General features: G+C 35.6%; 22 protein-coding genes. 12 read left to right on the top strand and 10 right to left on the bottom strand.

Annotated elements, in window-relative coordinates:
• Positions 1-189 precede the first annotated feature (189 nt).
• From QNJ66_RS09615 to QNJ66_RS09625, 3 genes are all read left to right on the top strand, one after another.
• Positions 190-432, top strand: a complete 243-nt coding sequence (locus QNJ66_RS09615; protein WP_300505708.1) for a ribbon-helix-helix domain-containing protein — start codon at positions 190-192, stop codon at positions 430-432.
• Positions 413-691: a putative toxin-antitoxin system toxin component, PIN family gene (locus QNJ66_RS09620; protein WP_300505711.1), complete on the top strand. Its 279-nt coding sequence runs from the start codon at positions 413-415 to the stop codon at positions 689-691. Before QNJ66_RS09615 ends, QNJ66_RS09620 begins: the two co-directional genes overlap by 20 nt.
• Before the next feature lie 223 nt (positions 692-914).
• On the top strand, positions 915-1,484 hold the full coding sequence (locus QNJ66_RS09625) for a hypothetical protein (protein ID WP_300505714.1): 570 nt from the start codon (positions 915-917) through the stop codon (positions 1,482-1,484).
• 251 nt (positions 1,485-1,735) lie between these two features.
• Here the strand turns inward: QNJ66_RS09625 and QNJ66_RS09630 are convergent, their stop codons facing one another.
• Both QNJ66_RS09630 and QNJ66_RS09635 read right to left on the bottom strand, forming a co-directional pair.
• On the bottom strand, positions 1,736-2,095 hold the full coding sequence (locus QNJ66_RS09630) for a DUF5615 family PIN-like protein (protein ID WP_300505716.1): 360 nt from the start codon (positions 2,093-2,095) through the stop codon (positions 1,736-1,738).
• The gene (locus QNJ66_RS09635) at positions 2,092-2,418 is read right to left on the bottom strand and encodes a DUF433 domain-containing protein (protein ID WP_300505718.1); all 327 of its coding nucleotides are present in this window, start codon (positions 2,416-2,418) and stop codon (positions 2,092-2,094) included. The genes QNJ66_RS09630 and QNJ66_RS09635 overlap by 4 nt, the downstream gene beginning before the upstream one ends.
• 589 nt (positions 2,419-3,007) lie before the next feature.
• Here QNJ66_RS09635 and QNJ66_RS09640 point away from each other — a divergent pair.
• Positions 3,008-3,259: an AbrB/MazE/SpoVT family DNA-binding domain-containing protein gene (locus QNJ66_RS09640; RefSeq protein ID WP_300505721.1), complete on the top strand. Its 252-nt coding sequence runs from the start codon at positions 3,008-3,010 to the stop codon at positions 3,257-3,259.
• 4 nt (positions 3,260-3,263) lie between these two features.
• Positions 3,264-3,605 (top strand): type II toxin-antitoxin system PemK/MazF family toxin, encoded by a 342-nt coding sequence (locus tag QNJ66_RS09645; protein ID WP_300505724.1) that lies wholly within the window; start codon positions 3,264-3,266, stop codon positions 3,603-3,605.
• A 21-nt stretch (positions 3,606-3,626) separates the two neighbouring features.
• Here the strand turns inward: QNJ66_RS09645 and QNJ66_RS09650 are convergent, their stop codons facing one another.
• Positions 3,627-5,267, bottom strand: a complete 1,641-nt coding sequence (locus QNJ66_RS09650; protein WP_300505727.1) for an amidase family protein — start codon at positions 5,265-5,267, stop codon at positions 3,627-3,629.
• A gap of 159 nt (positions 5,268-5,426) precedes the next feature.
• Between QNJ66_RS09650 and QNJ66_RS09655 the strand changes: the two genes are divergently transcribed.
• Positions 5,427-7,445: a mechanosensitive ion channel domain-containing protein gene (locus QNJ66_RS09655; protein WP_300505730.1), complete on the top strand. Its 2,019-nt coding sequence runs from the start codon at positions 5,427-5,429 to the stop codon at positions 7,443-7,445.
• A gap of 154 nt (positions 7,446-7,599) precedes the next feature.
• On the opposite strand, the gene QNJ66_RS09660 is transcribed toward QNJ66_RS09655, so the two are convergent.
• Together QNJ66_RS09660 and QNJ66_RS09665 are read right to left on the bottom strand one after the other, a co-directional pair.
• The gene (locus QNJ66_RS09660; protein ID WP_300505732.1) at positions 7,600-8,550 is read right to left on the bottom strand and encodes an aldo/keto reductase; all 951 of its coding nucleotides are present in this window, start codon (positions 8,548-8,550) and stop codon (positions 7,600-7,602) included.
• A gap of 13 nt (positions 8,551-8,563) precedes the next feature.
• Positions 8,564-9,160, bottom strand: a complete 597-nt coding sequence (locus QNJ66_RS09665) for a heme-binding protein (protein ID WP_300505735.1) — start codon at positions 9,158-9,160, stop codon at positions 8,564-8,566.
• Between the two features lie 158 nt (positions 9,161-9,318).
• Between QNJ66_RS09665 and QNJ66_RS09670 the strand changes: the two genes are divergently transcribed.
• The 4 genes from QNJ66_RS09670 (at position 9,319) to QNJ66_RS09685 (ending at position 15,180) form a co-directional block, all read left to right on the top strand.
• The gene (locus QNJ66_RS09670) at positions 9,319-11,091 is read left to right on the top strand and encodes a hypothetical protein (protein ID WP_300505738.1); all 1,773 of its coding nucleotides are present in this window, start codon (positions 9,319-9,321) and stop codon (positions 11,089-11,091) included.
• Between the two features lie 273 nt (positions 11,092-11,364).
• Positions 11,365-12,615, top strand: a complete 1,251-nt coding sequence (locus QNJ66_RS09675) for an ABC transporter substrate-binding protein (RefSeq protein ID WP_300505741.1) — start codon at positions 11,365-11,367, stop codon at positions 12,613-12,615.
• Between the two features lie 18 nt (positions 12,616-12,633).
• Positions 12,634-13,998, top strand: a complete 1,365-nt coding sequence (locus QNJ66_RS09680; protein ID WP_300505743.1) for a mechanosensitive ion channel domain-containing protein — start codon at positions 12,634-12,636, stop codon at positions 13,996-13,998.
• Between the two features lie 132 nt (positions 13,999-14,130).
• Entirely contained in the window at positions 14,131-15,180 is a 1,050-nt protein-coding gene (locus QNJ66_RS09685) for a leucine-rich repeat domain-containing protein (RefSeq protein ID WP_300505746.1), read from the top strand.
• Positions 15,181-15,231: 51 nt separating this feature from the next.
• Here QNJ66_RS09685 and QNJ66_RS09690 read toward each other — a convergent pair whose 3' ends face one another.
• A complete protein-coding gene (locus QNJ66_RS09690; protein ID WP_300505749.1) occupies positions 15,232-15,744 on the bottom strand; it encodes a DUF1269 domain-containing protein in 513 nt (170 codons plus the stop codon).
• A gap of 250 nt (positions 15,745-15,994) precedes the next feature.
• Between QNJ66_RS09690 and QNJ66_RS09695 the strand changes: the two genes are divergently transcribed.
• On the top strand, positions 15,995-16,921 hold the full coding sequence (locus QNJ66_RS09695) for a tetratricopeptide repeat protein (RefSeq protein WP_300505768.1): 927 nt from the start codon (positions 15,995-15,997) through the stop codon (positions 16,919-16,921).
• A 2-nt stretch (positions 16,922-16,923) separates the two neighbouring features.
• Here the strand turns inward: QNJ66_RS09695 and QNJ66_RS09700 are convergent, their stop codons facing one another.
• The 3 genes from QNJ66_RS09700 to QNJ66_RS09710 form a co-directional block, all read right to left on the bottom strand.
• Positions 16,924-17,331, bottom strand: a complete 408-nt coding sequence (locus tag QNJ66_RS09700; protein WP_300505752.1) for a response regulator — start codon at positions 17,329-17,331, stop codon at positions 16,924-16,926.
• Positions 17,332-17,434: 103 nt separating this feature from the next.
• On the bottom strand, positions 17,435-18,274 hold the full coding sequence (locus tag QNJ66_RS09705; protein WP_300505755.1) for an alpha/beta hydrolase: 840 nt from the start codon (positions 18,272-18,274) through the stop codon (positions 17,435-17,437).
• Positions 18,275-19,090 (bottom strand): inositol monophosphatase family protein, encoded by an 816-nt coding sequence (locus QNJ66_RS09710; protein WP_300505758.1) that lies wholly within the window; start codon positions 19,088-19,090, stop codon positions 18,275-18,277.
• Between the two features lie 353 nt (positions 19,091-19,443).
• On the opposite strand from QNJ66_RS09710, the gene QNJ66_RS09715 reads away from it, so the two are divergent.
• On the top strand, positions 19,444-25,383 hold the full coding sequence (locus tag QNJ66_RS09715; RefSeq protein WP_300505760.1) for a translocation/assembly module TamB domain-containing protein: 5,940 nt from the start codon (positions 19,444-19,446) through the stop codon (positions 25,381-25,383).
• Between the two features lie 106 nt (positions 25,384-25,489).
• Here the strand turns inward: QNJ66_RS09715 and QNJ66_RS09720 are convergent, their stop codons facing one another.
• On the bottom strand, positions 25,490-26,050 hold the full coding sequence (locus tag QNJ66_RS09720; protein WP_300505763.1) for a DUF2808 domain-containing protein: 561 nt from the start codon (positions 26,048-26,050) through the stop codon (positions 25,490-25,492).
• Positions 26,051-26,303 lie beyond the last annotated feature (253 nt).

The raw sequence follows: 26,303 nt of genomic DNA on the forward strand, positions 1-26,303 counted from the left end.
CAGGTTTTTTGTGTATTTTTGTCCATTTTCCACCACAATCTCAGGAGATTCCGTGTTTGTTTAGTTTGAATACTTTTATTTTAGTATAGTTTAATTGATTGTTCTCGGTTTAGTCTAAAAATGAAAACTACTTATCTTTGATAAGATAAATTAGTACATAACATTTGAAATACTAAGGGTAGTCATATTATGGCAAATTGGTCATTAAGTGTATCTTCAGAAATTGATCAACGGTTAAGAGCTTTTTTAGAACAAAAAGGAATCGCTGAAGATAACTTATCTCGATATGTTGAAGAAGCAGTTAAACAAAGATTAGATTTTGAGGAAACTGTTGATTATGTTCAAGAACGTAATTTACGTTACTCTCAAGAAGAAATTGAAACAGATATAGAGGAGGCTATTAGAAAAACTCGTGATCCGTCTCGTTCTTGATACTAATATTCTTATTTCAGCATTGTTACGAAAAAATACACCCCCGTATTTACTTTATCAACAATGGCGTGAGGGTCAATTTGATCTAGTTACTTCGGATAAACAACTCGAAGAATTACAGAGAGTTATGTCTTATCCTAAGCTAAAGCGTTACTTTACCCCTGAAGAAGCAAGGAAAATGTTAGTAGGGATAAATCTGATTTACTCAAACTCAATAGGGTTGAGAATATTCCTATCATTACCGCACGTCAAGCTTTGATAATTCTTCAATCAAGTTAAACTTTTGTATAGGATCATTGCTGAAAATTATTTAGTGACAGTTTAGTTTTGTTAAGCAACGACAACAAAATATTTTTAGATACGCTAAATTGATTATAGAGTACATATTTTCAGGGACTATAACATCAACAAATTCCTGTCAAGATGATCAATGACAGTGGTAATCAGTTGTCAAGGGTTAAATATTAAAAGGAGATAAGATCATGACTTCTTCTAATCAAAATCCTAATAATCAACAATCAAATAGTCAATCACGAAAAAGAAAAATTAATTGGGAGGCTATAGGGGTTATCTTTACAATCATATTCGGTTGTATAACAACTGTTCAAATTATCTGCAATCTACTAGATTGTAAAATTACGCTATTCCAGAAGATACCTTGGTCACGATTTAAAATAGATATTGCTTATAGTAATAGCTGTTCAAATAAAGCACAAGATATTAAAGATTATTTAAAAGAAGAGTTAAAAAAAGAAACTTCTATTCCTTATAATATTGTACTCTACAGAGAGAAAAGAATACAAAAAAGTCAAGAGCTACAGTCTTTATTGAAGAAAAAAAGTAACCTAATTGTCTATCAAAAAGCACCTTTTGATGAAACAAGCGCAGCCGAGAAACTACAAGAGCTATTAACAAACAAGGTAACTAAACCTGGACTGAAACTTGAGTTTCAACCTGATAACAAACCTTTCAAAGATCCGAAGACAGGTGAATGGGTACAAACTATTACAATTGTTATAAGTGCTATAGATGACAACGGTAACTGTAAATAAAAAACTTTACTGTATGTTATATTAAAGGAGTATAAACAATGAAAACAGACAAAGCTTTACACATAGATACTATGTATGACGAACCGATGGACTATTTTCTAGATACTAATATCCAACCTCAAAACCTTGTCATTCATTCGTTTTTAAAAACCTTTCTAAGTGTACTATTTCACTAAAATGGTGGGTTACGACGGATAATTAGATTCTAATAATTACCTAAATTTTAGCAGTCTAACCCACCCTACGATATCTTAAAACGCAATCCAATCAACAACATTAATCCATTCTTCTGCTTCGCTTGTTTCCCAAATCATAATTAATTCTTTAGCTAATTCTCCCATCGTTGTTAGGGGACGTACCCAAAATAAACCCCACATTTGTTGATTATTCTGCCAATACTCTTCTAAATGGTCAGGCATACTGGTACGATTATCAGTAACTAATAATCGTTGAGATGAACCTAAATATTGCAAAACATCGGGATCAAGAGTTCCCAACGGGGGAGTATTGGTATCTCCAATGCGTAAAATATCTATGTCTGGATTTAATCTTATCACAGCATTTTTTAAACGTGGAGACAAGTTTTCATCTAGTAAGAATTTAATTTTCATACCGTTAATGAATTTTGTCTTTGCTGTTTGATTCGTTGCATTTTTTGTCTTTGAGGAGATGGGTTTTCAAGAGATTCTTGATAATGAGATTCTTTCCACTGTTTTATCCGTAAGAGATAAGCATCAATTTCCTTTTTATTTTGGAGATAATAGGTAATTGTAGCGTAAATTTTCTCTAAACTTAAATCAGGATAATTTGCTTTAATTTCTTCTGGGCTATATCCTTCCAAGAAATAGAATAATACGTTATCTATTCCAATTCGATGACCTTTAATTCTGATATCATCTTCAGAAATGAAGATAAAATAATCTTCTAATTGCATGACTGATTGTCTCCTTGTTAATTCAATAAAATATTTATTCTGGTGGGTTACGACGGATAATAGGATTGGAATAATTGACTATATTTTAGCCGTCTAACCCACCCTACGATTTGAGTTAAGATGTACTGTCTATAAGTTGTGTTAAGACTACTGTTTCTATGTTGTCCATAGACTTGGATCTATGTGACTCTATATATGCGCACTCTATCTCTATTTTACTCTCCAAATTTATAATAACACATTTTTGTATTTTTTTTCGAGGGTATACCCCACTGGGTTTTGTGGACCAAAAAGGCGTACACATAAAGAAAACATTAAGATTTTTGCTCTTTTTTAGTAAATGTCAGGAAAACTTGACACAAACTATATAGTCACAGTGATTTATGATTAATTAAGGGGAAAATTGAAGTTAATGTTAGCAAAATAGATATTTTAAAAAAATTAAACTAATTAATACACGAAAATGGTTTGTTAAGACGGATAATAAGATTTTAATAATTACCTAGATTTTTGCTGTATAACCCACCCTACTAATGACGGGTCAAAAGTTATACAATGTATAATATCTTGTAATAAAGAGTGTTAAACGATGGAAATAGAACTGAAAAAATGGGGAAATAGTCTAGGCTTAAGAATACCCTATAAAGTGGCTGAAAGTTTTGGCGTTGAAGAAAACTCTGTCATTGAGTTAACCGAATCAGACAATGCTCTGATAATTACCAAGAAAAGAAAAGTGAGTAATCTTGACGAATTATTAGCTAGTATTCCCCCTAATTTTGCCTACCCTGATGATGTTCTTGACTTTGTTGAAAGTGAAACTGAAGGAAGGGAATTAATTTAGAAAAATGCTAAATATTTCCAGAGGAGAAATTATTAGAATTAATCTCAACCCAACCCAAGGAAGAGAACAATCAGGAAATGCACGTCCTTGTTTAGTTCTCAGTCATACTGAATACAATTTAGCTCGTCAAGGAATAGTAGTGGTAACTCCCATTACAAGTACCATCAAACCAGAAGTTAAAATGATGATTGAGATTCCCGATGGATTCAAAATCAACGGTTCAGTTATTGCAGAACAAATTAGAACAGTTGATTTGAATACTCGTTGGTGGAAAACCACAGGAGAAATTCTGCCCAAGGACTTTGTTGATTATGTTGCAGAAACTTTTTTAGTTATTATTAACTAATTTTGTCCTCGACAGTTGGCATCAATAATTAATAGTTTCTCCTGGTAAGGGAGGAGTAGAAGCAGGCGATCGCCGAAATTGGGTCGCTTGTTCGTAAGCGTAAGCAAAGCCTAATAAAGTAGGTTCACTGTAAGCCAAACCGAAGAAAGTTAAACCAACCGGTAATCCTTGCTTAGTAAAACCCATAGGAACGGAAATTCCTGGAAAACCAGAAACATTGGCCAAGTATCCTGGAGTATAAGGATCATCGATGTTGCATTCATAAGTGCGATCGTTTTCGATGGTATAAAGGGGGCCAGCAGGACACCTCATAGTAGGAAAAATCATGGCATCAAGCTCCTGAGACTCCATAATAGAAGTCAGAACTTGACGCACTCTCGGAAACTCGTATTGAGTAATATAGAGATAACGAGGGTCTGCCAGTCCTTTATGCTCAACAGAAGCTTGCGCCCCTCGAATACGCCCAGGATTTAACGCATTTGAAGATTGAGCAATATTATTAGATAAAGCTAAGTTAATCAACCGTTCCAGACTTTTCGGGACAGAAGCAGTTAAAGTCTGTAGGTAATTTTCCAGTTGGGGTTCAAACTCAGCCTCTGTGACTTCTTCCATCAAAGGCCAGAGATTTTCTAATTGTGTCGGTAAGTCCACTATCACCATCTCTGCCCCCAATTCTTTGAGCTTGGCAACGGCTTGTTGGGTTAAAGCGTCAACCTCCTCATTACCTCCGTTGAAATCGATGACAACGCCAATTTTAGCCCCTTTCAGAGCGTCTTTATCGAGGAATTGAGTATAATCTTGATAGGATTTTCCTTGACTATCTAAAGTGCGAGGATCGTTGCGATCGATTCCAGCCATAATCCCTAAAGCGATCGCTCCATCTCTGACTGTGTTGGTCATAGGCCCTGCGGAATCAAAGGAGAGGGTCAGAGGAACAATACCATCCCGACTGACTAACCCTTGAGTAGGTTTAATACCGACGATACCAGCTACGGAAGCAGGTCCACGGATAGAACCGGACGTATCTGTACCTGTGGCTAAAAGGGCAAAACTCGCTGCGATCGCTGCCCCACTGCCTCCACTTGAACCGGAGGGGTCACGGGTCAATTTATAGGGGTTGAGGGTTAAGCCTCCCAGAGAACTATAGCCTAGCCAACCATAGGACTCAGCAAACTCACTCATATTGGCTTTAGCGATGATAATTGCCCCTGCATCGCGCAGTTTTTTGATGGTAAAGGCATCATCAGGGGGTAAAGAGTTATCTAAGAGGATAGAACCTGCTGTGGTGGGGATATCTTTTGTATTATAGTTATCTTTAACGATAATAGGGATGCCGTGTAGGGGACCCCGTGGACCGCTCTCTTGACGTTCTTTGTCTAAAGCGATTGCTTCTGCAACAGCATTGGGGTTAACGGAGATAATCGCATTAATTTTCGGTCCTTGATCTTCGTAGGTTTCAATGCGTTTGAGATAAAGTTTAACCAATTGTTCGGAAGTCACAGCACCTTTTTCTAAGGCTTGGTTAACTTCTGTCAGTGTTGTTTCTGTGAGGCGTAAAGTTTGGGCCACACTTGCAGCAGGAAGGAAGTTAATACTAATAGCTGACAGAGAAGCAAAGGTTTGTTTAATCAGGTTAGATAGCTTTAATTTTTTTTGATTCATCTCCTCATTTTTCACCATTTTAAGAATACTTTAATTTATAGAATTTACATTGAATCTGCAAGCAGTAACATGGACTTCTAGGCTGTAAGCAGGAAGAATTATGCTGAGCGTGTCGAAGTATGCTTGTGTTAGACTATTTAAGGCTCAAATGTAAACACTATGAGTGATTATAGTTGGTTGAACAAAAATAAACAACAAGCTAGTGAAGATGGTGTTAACATTGTAAACTTATTAATTTTTTACCTAATTAATTCGATGATGTACCGATTAAGAAAAATAGTTACGCTGCAATTATCTTCTATTTCCTCTTTAATATTGTGTATCATTATTAGTTTAACTACTTGTTTTTTATCAGTTAGTTTATCGTCTTTAACCCTAGCACAAACCCCTGTTATTTCTCCTAGTCCTAATCTTGAGGAACCCCAAGAAGTTGAACCGAGTAATAGTATTCCTCCTGTTAATTCTCGCTTAAAAGAAGCTGAAACAGATCCCGAAATTAAAGAATTAATGGAACGCTTTAATATTGGAGTAGAAGAAGCTATTAAACTTAAAGATAAAAAGAAAGAATTAGATAGTCTTGGTTTATTTAGTTTATCATCAGGACAATTAGGTAATCTTCAATATCAAGCTGTTAAACTGGATGGACGTATTGTGATGCCGGTTGCTGTTAATATTGAAGAGGATAAAAATATATTAAAACTTCGTGTTAAAACTATTGAAAATACCCTTGATGAAATTGTAAAAAGAAATATCAACCCTAATGAAATTATTGTTTATCCTTCTATTCTTAATCAGGAAACAGTAATAGTTATTTCTCCTAAAAATCAATTAGGAATATCTGATACTGGGATCAAACAAACATGGTTATTAATGACCATTACAGCAGCAGATTCTCGACTTTATGGTATTCCCATTCCTGTCTTGGCTACAATTAGTTCTCACATAGTTCATGAAGCTTTAGAGGTAGCATGGCAATCTCGTCAACCCCATTCCCTTTTACAAAAAGGGGTTATTTCTTTTGCTATTTTTCTTTTAATGATCATAGCTAGTTGGTTATTATTAGCCTCACAAAAATATTTAGTTCCACGCAAAAACTCCAAAATATCTATGTTTTGGAATCGAAAATTACTGTTAATAGGACACGCAATTATTTGGTTCCCTGGTATGGGTTTTATTTTGAAAGGTTTTCCTGATTCTTATGAAATTGGTCGTTGGTTATTAGATAATACTTTTACTATTTCTATAGCAATTATTTCTTTTCTACTAATAAGTCGAATTCTCGATCTTATTGTTAGATTTGGAGAGTCCCAAGAAAGATTAAAAGCAGTTCCAATTCGAGTTTTTGTACAACTTTTTTATATTTTATTAGCTAGTTTATTTATCTTAATTATTGTTGCTAATTCTATTAATCAACCCCTCACTAATATTTTAGCCACAGTAGGTGCTGGTAGTGCTATTTTAATGCTTATTTTTAAAGATTCTATTATGGGTTTTACCGCAGGTTTACAGTTAGCCGCTAATGGGATGGTGGCCTTAGGAGATTGGATTGAAATGCCTAGTTATGGTGTTGATGGCTTTGTTAATGAAATCAATTTATTCACGGTAAAAGTGTTAAACTGGGATAATACAATTACCTCTATTCCTACCTATGCTTTAATATCCAATTCTTTTAAAAATTGGCGTATTATGTTTGAATCTGGGGGTAGAAAAATTCAACGTGCGATTTATATTGATATGACTTCGATTAAATTTTGTGATCAAGAAATGTTAGAAAAATTTTCTAAAATGAAATATATTGGAGAAGATATTAAACAACATTTGAGTAGTAATAATTTAGAACCTATTGATGATAAGTTTTTAACCAATATTGGGGTATTTCGTGCTTATGTAATGGCCTATTTACACGCACATCCTAAAGTTAGTCCAGGCCCTTATTTTTTAGTCCGTCAATTACATCCTACTGCACAGGGTTTACCACTGGAAATTTATGTTTATAGTAATGACACGGCTTGGTCCCATTACGAAGAAGTACAGTCAGGCATTTTTGATCATCTTCTTTGTATGGTTCCTCAATTTGATTTAAGAGTGTTTCAAAGTCCCTCTAGCTATGATTTAGGAACCTTTGCAATGAAAGATAAATCAATAGAAAACAGTTCAGATTTATCAATGGATAACTAATAATTATTAACTCATACTTGTGAGGTACGGTATTTTCTAGTTTTAGGAGTTCGGAGTTCGGAGTTCGGAGTTCGGAGTTATGATTTTTTGAACGAGACATCCAACTCTCCCACACTCCCCCTCACCCCGTCTCCCCACACTCCCCGTCTCCCCATCACCCCCAGATACTTTCTACGGTATAACTACTATTAGGAATGGCAAAAAATGACCCATCAACATAACGATAATTGCAATTAAGGGTTTTAATTTGTTCCATATCCTCTGCGTCTAAATTAATGTTTTGTGCCGCAAAATTTTGCTTAATTCTTTCAGGAGAAACGGACTTAGGAATAACTACAGTTCCCCTTTCGATCGCCCATTGAATTAAAATTTGTGCTGTGGTAACTTGATACTTTTTCGCTATGTTCTTAATGACTTCATTTTCTAACAATATAGGTTCATTTTTTTGTTTAAGAAAATCAGGACGATCTTTGGAACCCAAGGGAGAATATGCTGTTAATGCTATGTCATTTTTTTGACAGTAAGCAAGTAATTCATCTTGTTGTAAATAAGGATGACATTCTACTTGATTCATGGCAGGTTTTATGCTACAACTGGACAAAATATTATCAATTTTTTTGATACTGAAGTTAGAAACACCAATATTTTTAACTAATCCTTCATTAACTGCTTGTTCCATTCCTTGCCATGTTTCTATTAAAGGAACTTCGGATAAAGATAATAAACCAGAAGCATCTTCAGGAAAATTTATCTCTGGTTTAAAAGCAACTGGCCAGTGAATAAGATATAAATCAAGATAATCTATTTGTAAGTCTTTTAAAGTTTGTTTTAAAGCTGGAACAACGTCATTTTTGTAATGTCGATTATTCCAGAGTTTAGATGTTATAAAAATATCTTTGCGTTTCACAACATTGTTAGTAAAAGACTCGATTAAACCTTCTCCAACTTCTTTTTCATTACCATATATCGACGCACAATCAATATGTTTATAATCTAGAATTAAAGCAGATTTAACTGCATTTTTAACTTGTCCTGGTTCAGACTTCCAGGTTCCTAATCCAAACTGAGGAATCGTGTTTCCGTTATTTAATGTTAAAGTTTTCATCTGTAATTAACCTTTATTGTGTGACGGGGATTTGAATTTCACTACGTTTAGCAGCATCAGGTTTATAAGGGCCATCGTAGAACAAACGACGAGGTTTACCTACCATTTGATAACCAGGATTTTTTGATAGCCAATTTTTCAGTTTTTCTAACCCTTGTTGATAACTTTCGTAGGAATAACCACCCTGTAATCCTAAGCTTATCACTGTCATAGCAGGAATGTCCTCAACCGTAATATTATTAGCTATTTCTTGGGGATAAATATCCGTATTCCGATAAAGAAAAGACACCGTTGCTGATCCTGTTTTTTCATTACTTTCTAGGGTACTCAAGGGATAACGAGTTTCTACCGGTGCTGTCATAGAAATGTTATTGCTGCTAATATGTTGGAATAAGGAAGAAAATGCCTGATTGCCAGCTTCAGAGAGATTTCCCGAATAATTATAAGTAGCAGCACGATAGGCAGGATATTGCTTAATTTCGATTTTATCAGGGGCTGTGGGAGCAGGAAAACCAACAGGTAAAGGCGCACTATTGGCCTGATAAATACCAAAAGCAAACCAAGCGATCGCTATAATACCTATAGGTAAGAATAAATAGTGAGGTTTCATTGTTACAAATACCAATTATACTCATTAACTGTAACATAGATATTGTAGAGCAAACTCAGGTAAGAAGTAACAGATAAATGTTCTACTATTTTACAGAACCCAGTTATAATTATTGATAACATTATTTTTGATATTACTATCAATAGGAAACTTTTAACATGACATGGTCAACTTACGTTAACAGTTATTGGGATTTTTGGCTTATTTGGGTCTTAGCACCGTGTTTTTTAATTATCTATGGGATAAAATTAATTAATTTCAATTCAATTTCTAATCAACTTTATCCATCATCTTCCCCGATAAAGCTGGATCAAAATAAAGGTAATTTGAATAATAAAAACCTTATTATTTTTCAGATAATATTTCTTTTATTGCTGATTTTCTCATATAGTTTACTGATTCTTTACAAAGAAGATTTTGTTGGTAATGACTATTCTCAAATTACCTTATTTTCTTTGAGAGGTAGATTGTTTGGTCTCCCAATTTGGTCCCATGAAGGTCGATTTTTTCCGTTAGGTCATCAAGAATTTAACTTAATTAGTTTATTCACAAAAACTTCTTTTGGTTATCATTTATTCCCAATTTTTCAAATTATAGTTGTTGTTTTTAGTGTTTTTTACATATTTACAAAAGAAAAAATAAATAATAAAGTATTAGTTATTATCCTGATCTTGATGACTCCCAGCTTTGTTCAATCTTATTTTTCTTTAATTATTCCTGAAAGAAACCTTATTTTCTGGCTAACACTTTTTATATTATTTATACAAAGATTTGACTCTAAAAAATCTCTTTATAATTTTATTTTCATAGTTACTATATCTCAATTTATTATCTACTATAAAGAACCTTCATTTTTATTCATCAGTGGATTTGCTCTCAGTCGTTTGCTAATTAAGTTTATCGAGAGGCAACAAACTGTAAAATCAATAAAAAATATTATAAATTTTATTCATCAGAATTGGTTAGAAATATCATTATTACTCTTATCCGCTTTATTTGTGCTTCTTTATATAATAACTATTTTACCCAATATAACTTCATCCTATGTAGAACAGAGAAATGAACTAACAAGATTAATGGTTTTAACAAAATACTTATCTTTTAGCCCATTACTAAGCATTTTCTTATTAACTATAAGTTCAAGAATAATTTTAGTATCTCAATCAAAGATCAAATTTGATTTATTATGGGATTCCTTAGCAATAGGAGCATTATTTTACTTTTTAGCTTATATTGTGCTTAACCTTTACGCCACGTATTATCTAGCACCAGTGGATTTTATCGCTATTTTATATTGTTCTATAATAGCTGATAAATTTTTGAATATCAATAAGTATAATTCTCTGATTTTATTATTTTTAATAACCCTTTTAAGTTCTTACCAAATATATAATAGCTCCTATATAATAGTTACAAAAAAACTATTTGCAGATGGAAGAATTAAAGCAGTTGAATTTATTCAAAAGGAATTAAAAGCAGAAAAATATCTCGATTATACTAACTTAGTTTTTCCTGGTAATCGTAATTATGATGTGATGGAATTTTCTGCTTTTATGAATTATAAAAATATCCCTTTATTTCCTCACAAAAAGTATCCTTCTCAATCTTCTATGTCTAGCTCAATTGCAATGATAAAAATACAACAAAAGAATCCAAAAGACAATTGTGTTCCTTATATATCTTATTTAAAGTGTTACTATAGCCCTTCCTTACAGATAAACGATCGCATTGTTATTTTACCTCAACTACCAAATGGATTATTATCAGAAGATATTCAACAGTTTAAAGATAATTATCAACTAATATATCATTACGATCCTTACTCATCTGATTTGCAATGGATGATTAAGATACTAGAATATTTACATCCTCTACCTGATAAATGGTTTGAGCTATATATTTTTAAAGTAGCTGAGAAAAAAGCCAACTGAATCTATAGCAATCAGCTTTCAGTTGTGAGAACATCAGCTTTCTGGGTACAACAAAGTGTTAAACCCCTACAAGTAAGCATTCCTAGGTACATAATAGTATTATGTCCTTATATATTCTCGCTTCTCACATATCATTACTAATTGCTATAGTTCTAAATTTTGCTAATCTATATATTATGTAATTATAGTTTGTTAATTCTCAGATATCATAACTTATTACTATAATTTTTATAGCCCATAAGGCTGAGTTCTTATCCACTGAAATCATTAACAATGAAGATTAAAAATTGGTTCTTAAATATCCTCTTAATCAGTCTATTACTAATCAACGGTTGTGCTAGTAATGAAATCGAAACTTTTCAGACTACAAAAACACCTCTAAAAGGAGAAATTTTAGTTTGGGCAGAAGTTCCTATAGGACTAACAGAAAAACAAAGTGCTTATTATCAAGAAATTGTTAATGATGCCACAATCCAGTTTGATAAACTCAATCCTGATGTGACACTATCCCTGAAATTTGTTTTACCTGATGAAAATTTATCAAACTTTAGCCGAGAGATTGCCAGAGGTGCCGGTCCAGATGTTTTTGCCGTTTCTTTAACCAACAATAAAATTGCCTCACTGATTCGTTTAGGGTACTTAGACAGTATCAATGAAGACGATGTTGACTTATCCCAGTTTCGACCAGAAACCCTGGAACAAGTTCGCTATAACGATAAACTGTATGCCATTCCTGTCCGTTTAGCAACCCAAGTGCTTTGTTACAACAAAAAGAAGGTCAAACAAACCCCCAAACCCAAAACGTTAGATGAGTTAATTCTACAAGCGCGTCGGGGTTATTCGGTGGGAATGCAATCTAATTTTCGTGCTACCATTTGGGGAACTGGGGCTTTTGGAGGAAAATTATTAGATCAGTCGGGGCGCGTTATTTTAGGGGATAATCAAGGTTGGATAGAGTGGATGAAATGGCTGAAAAATGCTCAGAATGAACCTAACTTTTATCTCATTGAGGATGTGGAAACCCTACAAGAAGCGTTTATCCAAGGTCGGTTAACCTATATGCCTTGTTCATCCGGTTGGATACCTTTGCTCAGCGAAGCATTAGGAAGCAAGAATTTAGGGGTTGCTTTATTACCTGGTCGAAAAAATCAACCGGCTACTCCTCCTTTATGGACAGTTGGTTTTATTTTTAATCGTGCTTCTAGTGAAAATCAACATCAATTATCCTTAAAATTTGCCCAGTTTTCTACCAATGCTCAATATCAACAGCAATTACAGGTTAAAGCAGCCTTTCTCATTCCTGTCAATAAAAATTCTAAGGTTGATGCTAGTTTATTTCCCAAGCAAGCGGTATTATTTGAACAATCTAAAAATGGGATTATTGTCTCTTTAGATCAACTGGAGAAAAATAAAGCTATCTTTGAATATGGTGATCTTCTTTATCACGAAGTTATGGCTGGAGAAATGACACCAGAAAAAGCTGCTTCAAAAATAAAACAAGCGGTTAATAATCAATTTAATTAAAAATTGTGAGGAGTATTGATGAATCAAAAAATTGTACTTGCTCCCAGTGTTTTTTGGGAAGAATGGTTAAAAACTATGATTATTTTACAACGTCCTGCTGTTCAACTTCAACTGTTTACGATTGCTGTATCTCTTATTGTTATGTTTCTCATTTCACAATGGATATGGGGTAAATTTAAACAGCGATTTCCTGATATCAGTCAATTTGAAGAAAAAAATGAAGAACGATATTATCAGCAGTGCTGTGCGGCTTTATTTTGCTATCTTACATTTCCAATTTTAAGTTTAATTACTATTGGTTTACTACGATTAATATTCTTACAGCAAGGCTTATTTGCTGGTTATTTAACTGATACAATTAATCTTTTATGGCTCTATATTTTTTATCGTGTATTTTTAGTTTGCCTTTATGCTTCGTTGAGCCATAAAAGAGTTGAACACTATCATTATCGCTTTTTTGCTCCCTTGTTTTCTACCTTTATTGTTTTACACATTATCAATATTTTTACTGATTTTGATACCATATTTCGTGTTTCCTTTTTCCAATTATTTGATCAGTCTGTAACCTTGGGAGATATTGTTGTCACCGTGGGTGGACTGTATTTTTGGATCACAGGATGCTCTCTCTTTGAAAAGGTATTAATTTATCTTTTTTCTAAAGAGATACGAACAGATCAAAGGGCTGTGCAATCAATTTCTCTGATTCTTCGTTACTTTTTAATTGGCTTAGGAATTACCCTAATTTTTGGTTACGTTGGTATTAGTCCCACTGCCTTAGCTGCCATTACAGGAGGTTTATCTGTGGGTATTGGTTTCGGTTTAAAAGAAGTTATTAGTAACTTTATTAGTGGTTTATTTTTATTATTTGAAGGTGCATTAAAACCCGATGATGTCATTAGTATTAATAACGAGATGAGTCAGGTTAAAAAATTTGGTATTCGGGCAACAACTGTACAAGTAATTAGAGATAATTCCGAAAAAATTATTCCTAACCAGACCTTTTTTACACAAGAAGTAACCACTTTTACGGGGAGTGATCCATTAGTCTATCGTTCTGTTGTTGTCGGGGCAAACTATGATTGTGATCCACAAGAAGTTATCAAAGTGTTACTAGAGGTTGCTGATAACAATCCCAATATTTTAGACTATCCTAGACCTGTTGCTTTTGCCCTTAATTTTGGCGATTCTAGTATTGATTTTGAACTAAAATATTGGTTGGATAATCCATTAATTGGTAAACGAGTAACCAGTAGTTTAATTTGCGATATCTGGAAAGCATTTAAAAAGAATAGTATTGAAATTCCTTATCCTCAAAGAGATTTACATATTATTAATGGTCTTGAAAATAACAATCATCAAGAAATTAATATCGCAAAATTGTGATCAAGAACAACAAAATTGAGTACCTAGATCACTGCATAATATAAATTATTTGCTGATATAACCCCTGTGTTATAGTAGGGATTGTACGGTTGCTATTTGCTATTTTTGCTGGTACTTAAGGATATTTATATCATGTTAGGTTTTAAAAAAATTATTCTTTCTTCTCGTGTTGTTCAATTTTTATTCGGTTTATTATTATTTGTTTTATTAAGCGAAACTTGGTTAAATCATACATCTTTAAATGCAACCACAACCTTTACAGAATTATGTTTAAATCAAGAAAGACTGTCAGAAGAAGTGCAATACACAGTATCAATTTTATTAGAAAAAGTTAAAAATACTGACTGTGAAATAGCAGGCCGTAATCTATCACAATTAGATCAATTAGATTTATCAGCTACACAAATTAAAGACTTAACCCCATTATCTTCATTTCAAAACCTCTCTGAACTATACATAGCTGATAATCAAATAGTAGATATTACTCCCCTTTCATCATTAAAAAGAATTGAAAAATTAGAATTATCTAATAATAGTATTAGTGATCTTAGTCCTCTAGCTAATATGAAAAAATTAGAAACATTCTGGATGTGGAATAATCAAGTAAGTAGTCTGAAACCTCTAGCCAAATTAAATAATATTACCCATCTTTATCTTCCTAATAATAATATTGTTAATCTTCGTCCCATTGCTTTCTCAAAAAACCTAGAAGTTATTATATTTGATAATAATAGAATTTCTGATATTTCTCCTTTATCTCGTCTAAATAAGTTAATAGGTATATCTCTAATAAAAAATAAAGTTGAAGATATCAGTAGCTTAGAAAATCTACAAAACTTGAAAACTTTTCTTGCTGCTGATAATCGCATTAACGATCTAAGTCCTTTACACAAATTATCAAAATTAAATTTATTAATTCTCGACAATAATTTACTCGAGGATATTAGTCCCTTATCTAACCTTTTTGATTTAGAGAAAATTTATTTATCTCATAATAATATTGTCGATATTACTCCTTTATCTTTTCTCCCTAAATTATCCTATATTCAACTCAGGGATAACCAAATAAAAGATCCTTCCTCACTCCATTTGTTAACCCAAGTAACCCATCTCAATATTGCCAATAATCCACTTAATAACTTAAATTGTCCCGTTGAACCCGATTCAATTTGTAAATTTTAAATAAGACCCCGTCCTTAAAGACGGGGTTTAAATTAGAAATTAACTCAAATACTAAGCAGTAATTTCTTCTGGTTTAATTCCTCTATTATCGAGAACCTCTTGTAATTGATTTTCATCATCTTTACTCAGTGAAGTTCTTAACACTTTGCCCCCAAAAGGTGCAATTTCTTGAAGAACTTTATCTGGAGTTACTTTTCTAATTAAAACAAACAAAGCAGAAGTACCCGGAGTTAGGGTTTCTCCCAACTCTTTCATAAAATCATCATCAACCCCAATATCACTAATAGCACCACTTAAAGCACCACTAGCTGCCCCCACAGCAACACCGGCGATAGGGCAAAGAAATAAAGTCCCGATTAAAAGTCCCCAAAAACTACCACTAGCAGCACCAGCAGCAGTTAAATTAATAGCTTGGTTGAGTTTAACTTTACCCTCAGCATTTTTGATAACAATGGCAGCATCTTCGAGTTCAATGAGATGCTGTTTTTGCATTTTAGCTAAGGTAAGACGCACTTCTTCGGCTTTAAATTCATCGTCGTAAGCGATCGCAATTAATTCACTCATAATTCATAACACCTCGGCGTTAACTGCTAGGTTAGACTTCTCGCGACATTTAATTAACTGTAGCAAAGAGTGGTTAGTCCTTAAGTTAAGAAAAATATAACATCCCTTCGGTAGTGTGGGGAGACTGGGAGACTGGGAGACTGGGAGTGTGGGGAGATGGGGGAGTTTGGGGAGATTAAAAAACCGATAACTGATAACTGATAACTACCACGAAAGGTATCTTTTTCCACTACACTAGGAAAGATGGATAATATTAAACAAATTTAGAGAACAAACTGTGTTTAAAGGTAATTGGTTACTTTCTTTATTGGTGAGTGTGGGAGTTTGGCAGTTTAGTGTTCCTGTGATGGCACAAATGCTTCTACCTTATAGCCCTCAACTCAATAGCGAACAACTGGAACAACAAGGCTTAGAAGTGGCTCAAGAAGCAGCCCAACTTATTCGCTTTCAACAACATGATTTAGCTTTATCACGGGCAAAACTAGCTGCTCAGTTAGCTCCTAATCAATATCAACCTTGGTTTATTTTAGGAACTTTATATATCATTAAACAGGAGTTAGAACCTGGGGTTGAGGCTTTGGAAAAAGCGTTGATTCTAGAACCAGAAGAAGTCGGTATTAAATTTACCTTGGGTAATGCCTATTTTCAACAAGGAAAGTATCAACAAGCAGCTAAGGAATTAGAAGAAGGATTAGAAATTAAACCCGATGTTCCTTCTGCTAAGTTTGACTTAGGAAATGCTTATTTTAAATTAGAACGTATGGCAGAAGCTATCGCTGTTTATCAAAAAGCTATTGATCAACAAGCAGAGTTTTGGCCGGCGGTGAATAATATTGGTTTAATTAAATATGAACAAGGCAATATTTCCTCAGCGATCGAGCATTGGCAAAAAGCCCTAGAAATTGATGAAGAACAAGCAGAACCTATACTTGCTTTAGGGGTTGCTTTATATGTTCAAGGAAAAAAAGAAGAGGGTATTAAACTAGGAGAAACAGCCCTGCAATTAGATAGTAGTTATGGAGAAATACAACACCTTATAGACAATCTTTGGGGAGAAAAGTTAGTCAAAGATACACAGACTTTCTTTGCTACCCCTCAAATGCAAGCTGTTCTTACTAAACTAGAAATAGACTCTTCTAGTATGGCAGAAGATCAGCAACAAACAAGAGATAATTAACTTTAATTTTTCTGATGGTTACTGATAGTAGTTAAAACCTGATTAACAAATTTTTCATGATCTACAACTGGTTTAGAAATGTAACCATCAGCTCCACTTTTTTCTAGGAAGTGTTCGCGATCACCTTCCATAGCGTGGGCCGTGACTAAAATAACGGGTAAATTAGCCGTTTTTGGGTCATTTTTGAGGAATTGAGTTATTTTGATGCCATCAACCGCTTCTCCTTGATATACACTATGGGAGAGAGAAACATCCATGAGAATAATATCAACTTCTCCCTGTTGAGCAATTTTCATGACTTCGTCTACGTCTTCTGTCCCTTTGACGGTTAAACCCCCTCGTTTAGTAAGAATTTTCGAGAAGACACGGAGATTAATGGGATCATCTTCTACAATCAAAACTGTTGCCATAGGTATTTATTTAACCTCTTGTTATTATTATTAGTTACGAAAAACTCTCATTTTCATACCTATTTTACCCTGATTAGTTCCCAAACATAACAATATTAATTAATTATCCATCATTCATTGCTAAAAAACCTTTAATTTTTTCATTAAAAGGGTTTGGTTCGACTAAAAAAGCCCAATGATTTCCAGGTACTTCGGCAATTTCTAACTGTCTTAAATAGGTTTTATAGGGTTTAAGTTGCCAAGCGGTTCGATTCAGTCCTTTTTCTGGTTTAACGAATAAGGTGGGAATATTAATATCTTGGGTGAGTCCTGCATATTTCATTACTTCTTCAAAAATTTCATCCCTCGCTTGTTTAATAAATTTACTGCCCCATTTTCCGTCTTCTTTTTCTTCCATCCCTAACTTAAATACTTGTTCTTGTAAGGAACTCCATCCTTGATATTGTTTCAACCCACGGGCTAAGTTTTCTGCTTCTTCGTAGCTATTAAATGGTCCAATTACTTTTAAAAAAGGTAAGGTTTTGTAGAGAATGGGAAAAGTTAGTTTAAACCATCCTGGCATTTTATCGATAAAAAATGGATCAATTAATACTAAATCTTTGAATCTTTCTGGTTGCTGCGTTGCCCAAATAGCTGCTAGTTTTGCTGACCAAGAGTGGGATACAATATGAGCAGATTTCCAGCCCAAGTGATCCATAAATTCGTTTAAATCAGTGATATAATCTGTGAATTTATAACCGTTTTCTGGTTTACTACTGTCTCCATGTCCTCGTAGATCCGGGGCAATAATATGATAATCTTGGGCTAAATAATCCCCTAAATTTGACCAAACAAGAGCATGATCAACCAACCCATGTAATAACAATAAAGGTTCTGTGCCTTGATTCCATTCTAAATAGGACAATTCTACTGTTGATAATTTAATACTTTTTCGTTCAAGCATCTACAAAATACATTCAACTAAGGGTTTCAATAATAGGACAAATTTTTCCTGATTAACTACTAAAGAAGGAATGGATTTTTTACCATAATTTGTGCCAATTGTCAAGGGAAAAAGTTGAGGATCTTTTAAGAAAATAAACGTTCCTCCAGCCGCTTGAACAATGACCCAAACTGCGGCAATGTCCCACACTTTCGGGGTTGCTTCGACTCCGCCCACGGCAACACCAGAAGCTACTAACAATAAATTATAACTGGCTACGCCGATCATGCGAATTTTACAGGGAAAGGGTCTTTGTAATATTTTTATACTACGGGCGCAAAGATTGAATAAATGACTTTTGCTAGGGGTATGATCGGAGGTGGTAATGGGTTGACCATCGCGATAGGCCCCAGTGGGTCCGCTTAGTCCCGTTTCCCCGTACCAATAACCGTAGAAAGACTGTTTTAGGGGGGGGAGATAAACAAAACCAAAGACGGGGGTTCCTCCATAGGTTAAACCCAGAGAAATGGCCCAGATCGGAACTCCTCGGGTAAAGTTGGTGGTTCCATCGATGGGATCGACGATCCAACACCAGTCTTGTTCGGGAAAAACGTGACTGGTTTCTTCTGTTAGAATACCATGCTCCGGAAATTGTGCGGCGATCGCTTCTCGGATGGTTTGATCGGCCCAGCGATCGGACTCTGTTACTAGAGATCCGTCTTCTTTGCTGGTGGGGGAAACATTCCCTGCTTTTTCCATTAAAGTCTCTGCGATCGCCTTGGTTGTATTTTGACAGAAGGCTAAAACTTCAGACCAAAACTTTTCTCTGTTATCCAAGAGAAAAACCCCCTATTCATATTATCTTCTCAAGCATAGACGGGATTACAGCAATTTTCAATTGATTGTGGGAAGTTTGGTGAGAGGGGGAGACGGGGAGAGGGGGACACAGGGAGTATTTTTGATAAATGTTTAATTTATGTGGACTAAAATTCATTTTAGTCTATAAAAAAGTCATTTTAAACGAAAAATAGGGCATAAATAACTTAATTTTGGCGTTAAAGAAGACAGAAACTTTCATACGTTGAAGAATTTATCTTGGATCGTTTACCATCGTAGTTAAGGATCTTCAATTAGTACGCAACTACTTACTCACACACTAATTAAGTTAATATGTATATTTAGAGGGAATTATGACGAGTCTACCTCCTAACCCACCTCCAGGCCCCTCGCCTGGTAGTTCTTCCGTATTGACAAAATTAGTTAACTTTCTCAAGAAACCCTCGACTTTGATCGCAGGTGGAGTATTAGTATCTTTAGGGATAGGAAGTTATGTAGGAGTTAATTATTTTGTCTATGAAAGGTTATCTCCTTTGTTGTCGAGAGAGTTGAGTAAAGCGTTAGAAAGAGAGGTTAGGGTTGGGGAGGTTGAAAGTTTTTCTTTTAATCATATTGTTATTGGTACATCTTCTATTCCTACGACAGAAACGGATAGTGATCGGGTTGATGTTGAGGAGATAAAGGTTGAGTTTAATGTTTTACCTGTATTGATTGGTCAACCGTTGGACGTTAATGTAACTATCGATGATCCTGATTTATATATTGAACAAGATACGTCGGGTGAGTGGGTAACATTACCGAAGTTTGAAGAAGGAGGAGAGTTAAATTTGCCTATTGATATTAAGGCCAAAATTAACTTAAATAATGCTCAAGTTTCTGTATTACCTAATGGGTTTAAGGAACTGATAAAAGTAGAAGCAGGAGGAACAGCAGGGTATAGTTATAAGTCTAATGATGAGCAAGAGGTTAATTATGATTTAGATGTTGCTTTATTAAACAGTGAGATTACAGTTGAAGGGAAAACTGATATAAAATCTTTCCAAACTGAAGCACAATTTATGATATCTCAATTAGCTTTACCTGAGTTAGCTGGATTAATTCCTAATTTACCTGTCACTTTAAAGAGTGGTTTAATTGAGAGTGATTTAAACATTAATTTCCCTTCATTAGAGGATATAGAAGGAACGGAAGGAAACGGAGAATTTCAAATCTCAAATATCGAAGCAGGTTTAAAACCTTTGCAAGTTCCAATTAAGCTTGATGTAGGTCTTAATTTTGCAGGTCAAAGTTTAAACTTTCAAAATACTCGTTTAAGTTTAGGTGAGTTTTCAACTGATGTTGAGGGTTCGATTAATTGGCAAGATGGCTATAATGTTGATGTTAATATTAATCCTTTTTTACTGAGGGATATATCTAAGATTTTAGCGGTTAAAATACCCATTAATTTAGCAGGGGAAATAGAAGGGAAAATTAGGTTAACAGGAGACATAATAAATCCTGTTGTAACTGGGACTATTAACAACAGTAGGCCATTATTAATTGACAAAACAAGAATCCAAGAATTAAAAACAGTTTTTCAAGCAGACTTAGATAAGATTGAACTCAAAGAATTTCAGCTTAAACCAATAGCAGGAGGCAATATTACTGCTACAGGAAAAGTTGAATTAGGTATCTTAAAAGCCTTAAAAGAAAACAAAACAATAGACTGGCAAGAAATGCCAGTTAATTTAGAATTTGCGGCCAACTTGCCAGGAGAGAAATTAGCTCAACCCTATTATCGATCTCCGCAAAATGTTAGTATCGGAACCATAACAGCACAAGGAAAAATAGGCGGAAAATTAGCAGATCCCAGAGGAAAAATAGAATGGTCTGCCCCAGGTATTATAAGCGTTTCCGGAGAAGATATTTCAGGTAAAGGTACAATTCTTGTCGGTGGCAAAAATATCTTAATTCAAGACACTATTTTAACCTCCACTGAAGGTAATATTACTATTCAAGGATTAGGTAATATCGAAAAGAAACAATGGCAAACCCTAATCACAGCTAACCAGTTTTCTCTCGATCCCTTTGTTAACTTAGCCTGTTCCTTAACAACTTGTCCCCAGGAAATATTTAGCCAAGCTGTTACCCTCAGAGGTGGCAACATTCGTGTTAGTGGAAAACTAGATGACTTTGCCCTAGATAGCATTCAAAGTCAAAGTAACCTACAACTGCAAATAGGACAAGGTGCGATCGCTCTAGAAACAGCCTTATCTCGAGGCAATATTACAGCAACGGCCGGAGTATCTGGTTTACCCCTCGATCCCTACATACCTAACCTAGCAGTTCCAGTTCAACTCAGTAGAAGCAATATCAATCTCTCCGGTTCCCTCAACAATATTTTTCAAGGGGGACAGTTAAATATTAATCGTCTCAACGTCAATGGTAATGCACAATTAATCGTTAATGGTAGTCCCATCAACGCCAACATAGAAGTGGGTAACGGTATCCTAACCACCATAGCCCAAGTAGGAACCATTGCCCTTAACCCTATCATTCCTAACCTACCCGTACAATCTACCTTAGTTAGTAGCGATCTAGTTTTAACAGGAAACCTCAACTCCCTTATCTCCTCCTTAGGAAACACCCCGGATATTAGTAGCTTTCGGGGCAACGCTGATGTAAAATTGAGTGTAGATGACAGTCCCGTGAGAGTAGTCGGCGACTTAGGCAGTGGTCAAGTTCGCGGTGTAGTAGACCTATCCACCCTATCCTTAGACAAGATAGTGCCAAACTTGCCCATTAACGCCCAATTAGTCGATGGACAAGCCATCGTCTCCAGTGATGTACTGCCCCTACTTTCCCCCAAACCCGATCTCAGTACCGCAAAAGCAACCGTTAACCTGCAACTAGCAACAGCAGATGGCACCATCGACACCCAAACCCGTCTGCAAAATAATCAATGGACAACCGAAGTCACTGCATCCAACCTCAAACCTAATCTGATTCTCGCCCAAATCGCTCCAGAAGTGCCGAAAATAGAGATCGATGACATAAACGCCGAAATTTCTCTTTCAGGTACTATATCCAGCCTTTTCGACGAGAATGCCATTCTACCTATCAATGCCAATAATATCACAGTTGAGGCCGATGGACAAAGCCTAAAAGCCAAAGGCAATATTATTGTTTCCAACCCCCTCACCCTCCCCGATGCCGAAGTTAACCTATCAGTTGAAGCAACGTCTACCCTAGATGACTTACCCCTAACCCAACTCATTACCCTAGTACCTCTACAACGAGACCTTCTCCCCGAAGAACTAAAACTACAAGGAGTAGGAACCTTCATCGGAACAGTGATCGGACAAAACCTGCTGACTAACCCCACTCTTCCAGGCAATATCAAACTACTAGGAGACTTAACCCTACGTAACTTCGCCTTTAACGATCGCACCTTTGAACCCCTATTAACCGGCAAAGTTAACGCCACATTAGGAGAAACCATAGCCATAGACTTACGAGGTAAACAAGATGTCATTGCTGCATCCTTGCAACCCTGTACCCGTCCAGACTGTCTGGCCCCGTATCTACCCGTGGCCTTTGAGTTGCGACAACAAGCAGGAGATCAGCCCCCCATTGCTATCAGTGGTAGCCTAAAAGGAGAAGAATTAGTCGCTAAAATCGAGCAAATCCCCTTAGATATCCTCAAAATTGCCCCAGGAGGCAACTTTGGTATTCCTGGCTTTTTGTCAGGGGACGTACAAACCGAAGTAGTTATCAACCCCTTCACCCTAGAAGGAAGAGGAAGACTGGTCATAGATAAACCCAGTATTGGTTTTGTGGAAGCTACCCAATTAACCGCCGATGTCCTTTATCGAGACAATATTGCCAGATTAGAAAACGCCACCCTCAGCTTAGGACAAAGCTTATATGCAGTGCAAGGATCACTCAACCTAGACTCTGGGGAAGTGACCGGACGATTAAACATCGAAGAAGGTCGCTTACAGGATCTCTTCATTGCCCTGAAACTGTCCAATATAGAACGGTTACTAGACTTATTGAAGATTAAACCCATCGACTACCAAAACGCTGCCTCTATACCCCCTCAGTCCGTAGGAGATGCCAACGGAAACATTGCCGATCAAGTTAATTTATTAGCTGTTATTGACCAAGAAATCCGAAAATTAGCCAAAGAACGGGAACAAGGAGGATTACCGACGGAACTTGACCTAAGAGGTAGTTTTGACACAGAAGTTATTTTAGGCGGTACTATTTATAAACCCAATATTAGTGTTGCTTTAAGTGGGAAAAATTGGGAATGGCATCCCCAAAAACCATACGCCGATATCATAGAACCCGTGGGTTTAGTAATCAGAGATGTGTCTTTCATTCCTATTAATGAAGTTACCTTGAATGCTGCTGTAAATAATAATACTTTGACCATAGATAAGGCTGCACTACAAATTAATAGAACTCGAATGGCATTAGAAGGAAACGCTTCTTTAGAAGAAATTGCCCTGAATTGGCAAGTTGACTATTTATCACTGGCAACTATTAATAACTTTGTCAAAGTTCCTTTAGATGCGACCGGTGCATTAAACACATCAGGAAGCATCAGTGGTAGTCCCTTAGAACCACAAATACAAGGACAGTTCGCTTTAATAGATACCACATTTCAAGGAAGACCTTTTGCAGCCAATCTTGCCGGACAATTTAGTTATCAAGAGCAACGTTTTCAACTGGCCACAAATGAAAATTCTCTAGTTGCTGCTGCTGTTGATCTTCCCTTTCCCATCTACACTGAAAATGATAACTTTGATATCAATATTAACCTAAATACAGAAGCCTTACAATTAGTCAGTGTCTTCACAGGTGAACAGATTTTCTTAACCGGTGGAGAAGGAGAAATTAATGGTCAGGTTAGTGGAAATTTAGACCTATCAGAAGGGTTAGTAGTTTCTAACTTAAATGCTGGAGGAAAAATAACCTTAAATGAAACAATTTTCCAAAGTGCAGCCTTACCACAACCGTTAACCGTCACTGGAACCGTTGCTATTAACGATCAAGCTATCAATGTCGAACAAATACAAGGAAACTTTGCTGATAGTACCATCAACATTGCTGGAATTTTACCCTTATTTAAACCAGAAAATAGTTTAGAAAATCCCCTAACCGTTGCCATAGAAAGAGGTAAAATTAACCTAGAAGGATTATATCGAGGTTTAGTCGATGGTACAATTAAAGTCACTGGTTCTGCTATTCAGCCAGTGGTAGGAGGAGATGTAAAATTAGCCAATGGTCAAGTATTTATTCCCGTTAAAGTACAAAGTAGAGAGGAAATTGTTAGCGAAATTAACGACTGGGTTTTACCAGCAAATCGTGGACAAGTTGCTAGTAATGAACCCATACCTTTTATGCCAAAACTAGACAACTTTGCCGTTAGCTTAGAAAACCTATATATAGAAGTATTACCTTTCTTTAGGTTCGATTTTGGGGGAGATGTTGCTGTTAACGGTACTTTAAACGATTTAACTGCCCTTCAACCCGATGGTGAAATTGTCGTAACAAGAGGATTAATAAACTTCTTAGAAACTCGCTTTTTTATCGAAAGACGTAGCCCAAATACTATAACATTTACTCCAGATCAAGGCTTATTAAATCCTACCCTTAATCTAGCGATGAGAACAATTGTTTCAGAAGTTCCTGATAGTAGCAAAAAATTCCGTGCAGTAGAAACAACCGAAATTCCTGATGATAGTCTTAATAAGGTGCAACGGGTCGATATTAACTTAGGTCTGAATGGGCCTCTTTCTCAACTGCTTCCCAACTTAGGAAGAGAGGGATACGAAATATGTCAACTACAAGATCCACTGAAACCAATTCAAACCACAACTCGTTTATCCCAAGATGATTTAGATAAGGTAAGTACCTGTTTACAAACCCTAGCTAACCAAGGAAATACCGACGAACAACTATTAAGTAATTCCTTGATTAACTTAACCAGTAGTCCTCCCAGAAGTCAAGGACAAATAGTCCGTTTACTGGGTGAACAAGTTCTGGTATTAGCAGAAGCTTTGCAAGGACAAAGTACAGAACAATTAATCCAATTTGGAATTGTTCAACTAGCTTTACCGATGGTATTTCAAACCATCATCTACGATGCAGAAACCGCAGTCAGTGAGACCATAAATAGTACAGATTTCCGAATCGTTCCTTTCCTAGAAACCATTTATGAAGTGGAAGATAAAGGTTTTGTTCGTCTGTCTTATGATTATGCTTTCAATGAGTTCCGTGTTCGTTATGAGAAACGATTTTAATAGTATTTTTGATCTTTATAGGGGTCAACAACCGTTGACCCCTACACCGAATGTATTAATATAATGTGGCGGCTTAATAATATTAAGCCCCACGAAATCTAACCTTCTACGTACGAGAGAAAGAAATAATCCAAGTACCCACATAAACCCGTAAAGGAATTTGTCCGGAGGTTAGAACATCACCAATTAAGTAATAAGTTCCCGCGCTGGGATTTTTGATGTTAGAAAAGACGATTTCAGCCGAATTTCCAGCTTCCAGAGGTTCTTCTAAGTCAATTTCCACCACACGACTCTCTTTATCCCAAAAAACTTCTCTTAAAGGAAGAGACTCACCATCAACCCGTACTTCTACGGAATTAGTGTTAAACTTACCATCAAATTCGGGATCTTTGAGATAAGAAATAAAAAATTTACTCACCCCTTGAGTTAACTTCTTCTTGGAGATACGCAGTCTCATCCGTTCCCCATAAAATCTGGGTCGTCCATTAAAATCTAATTTATAGTTAAGGATGTCACTACGTTCTTCAACACCACTAAAAATAACCAGTCCGGGGTTACCATTCGCCAGAGACAAAGTTTGCACACCGCTTAATAAACATCCAGATAGGGCTAGAGTAGCCATAAACCGTTTAGATAGTCCGGTTGCTAAGGTTTTGATTTTATTCATATTAACTTTGTTTTAGAACCACTCGTTTTTATGATAGAGCAATGGTTGTTCACTCCTGAACTCAAGCATAGCAAATCATTGGCAACTATAGCAGAACAAAAAAATGCTTAACTGACATCTTGCACCTTCAAATAAAATCCTAATTTTGTGTAAGGTTCCCACGCTAAGCTGTCGCTATAGCGTGGGCTTTCTGTAGCCCTGAGTCTATGGGACAAGCCAACAAACTCGAACCTCCAGGCAGCCTTACACTCTG

The sequence above is a fragment of the Crocosphaera sp. genome (genome assembly GCF_030064895.1).
In the GTDB taxonomy this organism is placed as follows: domain Bacteria; phylum Cyanobacteriota; class Cyanobacteriia; order Cyanobacteriales; family Microcystaceae; genus Crocosphaera.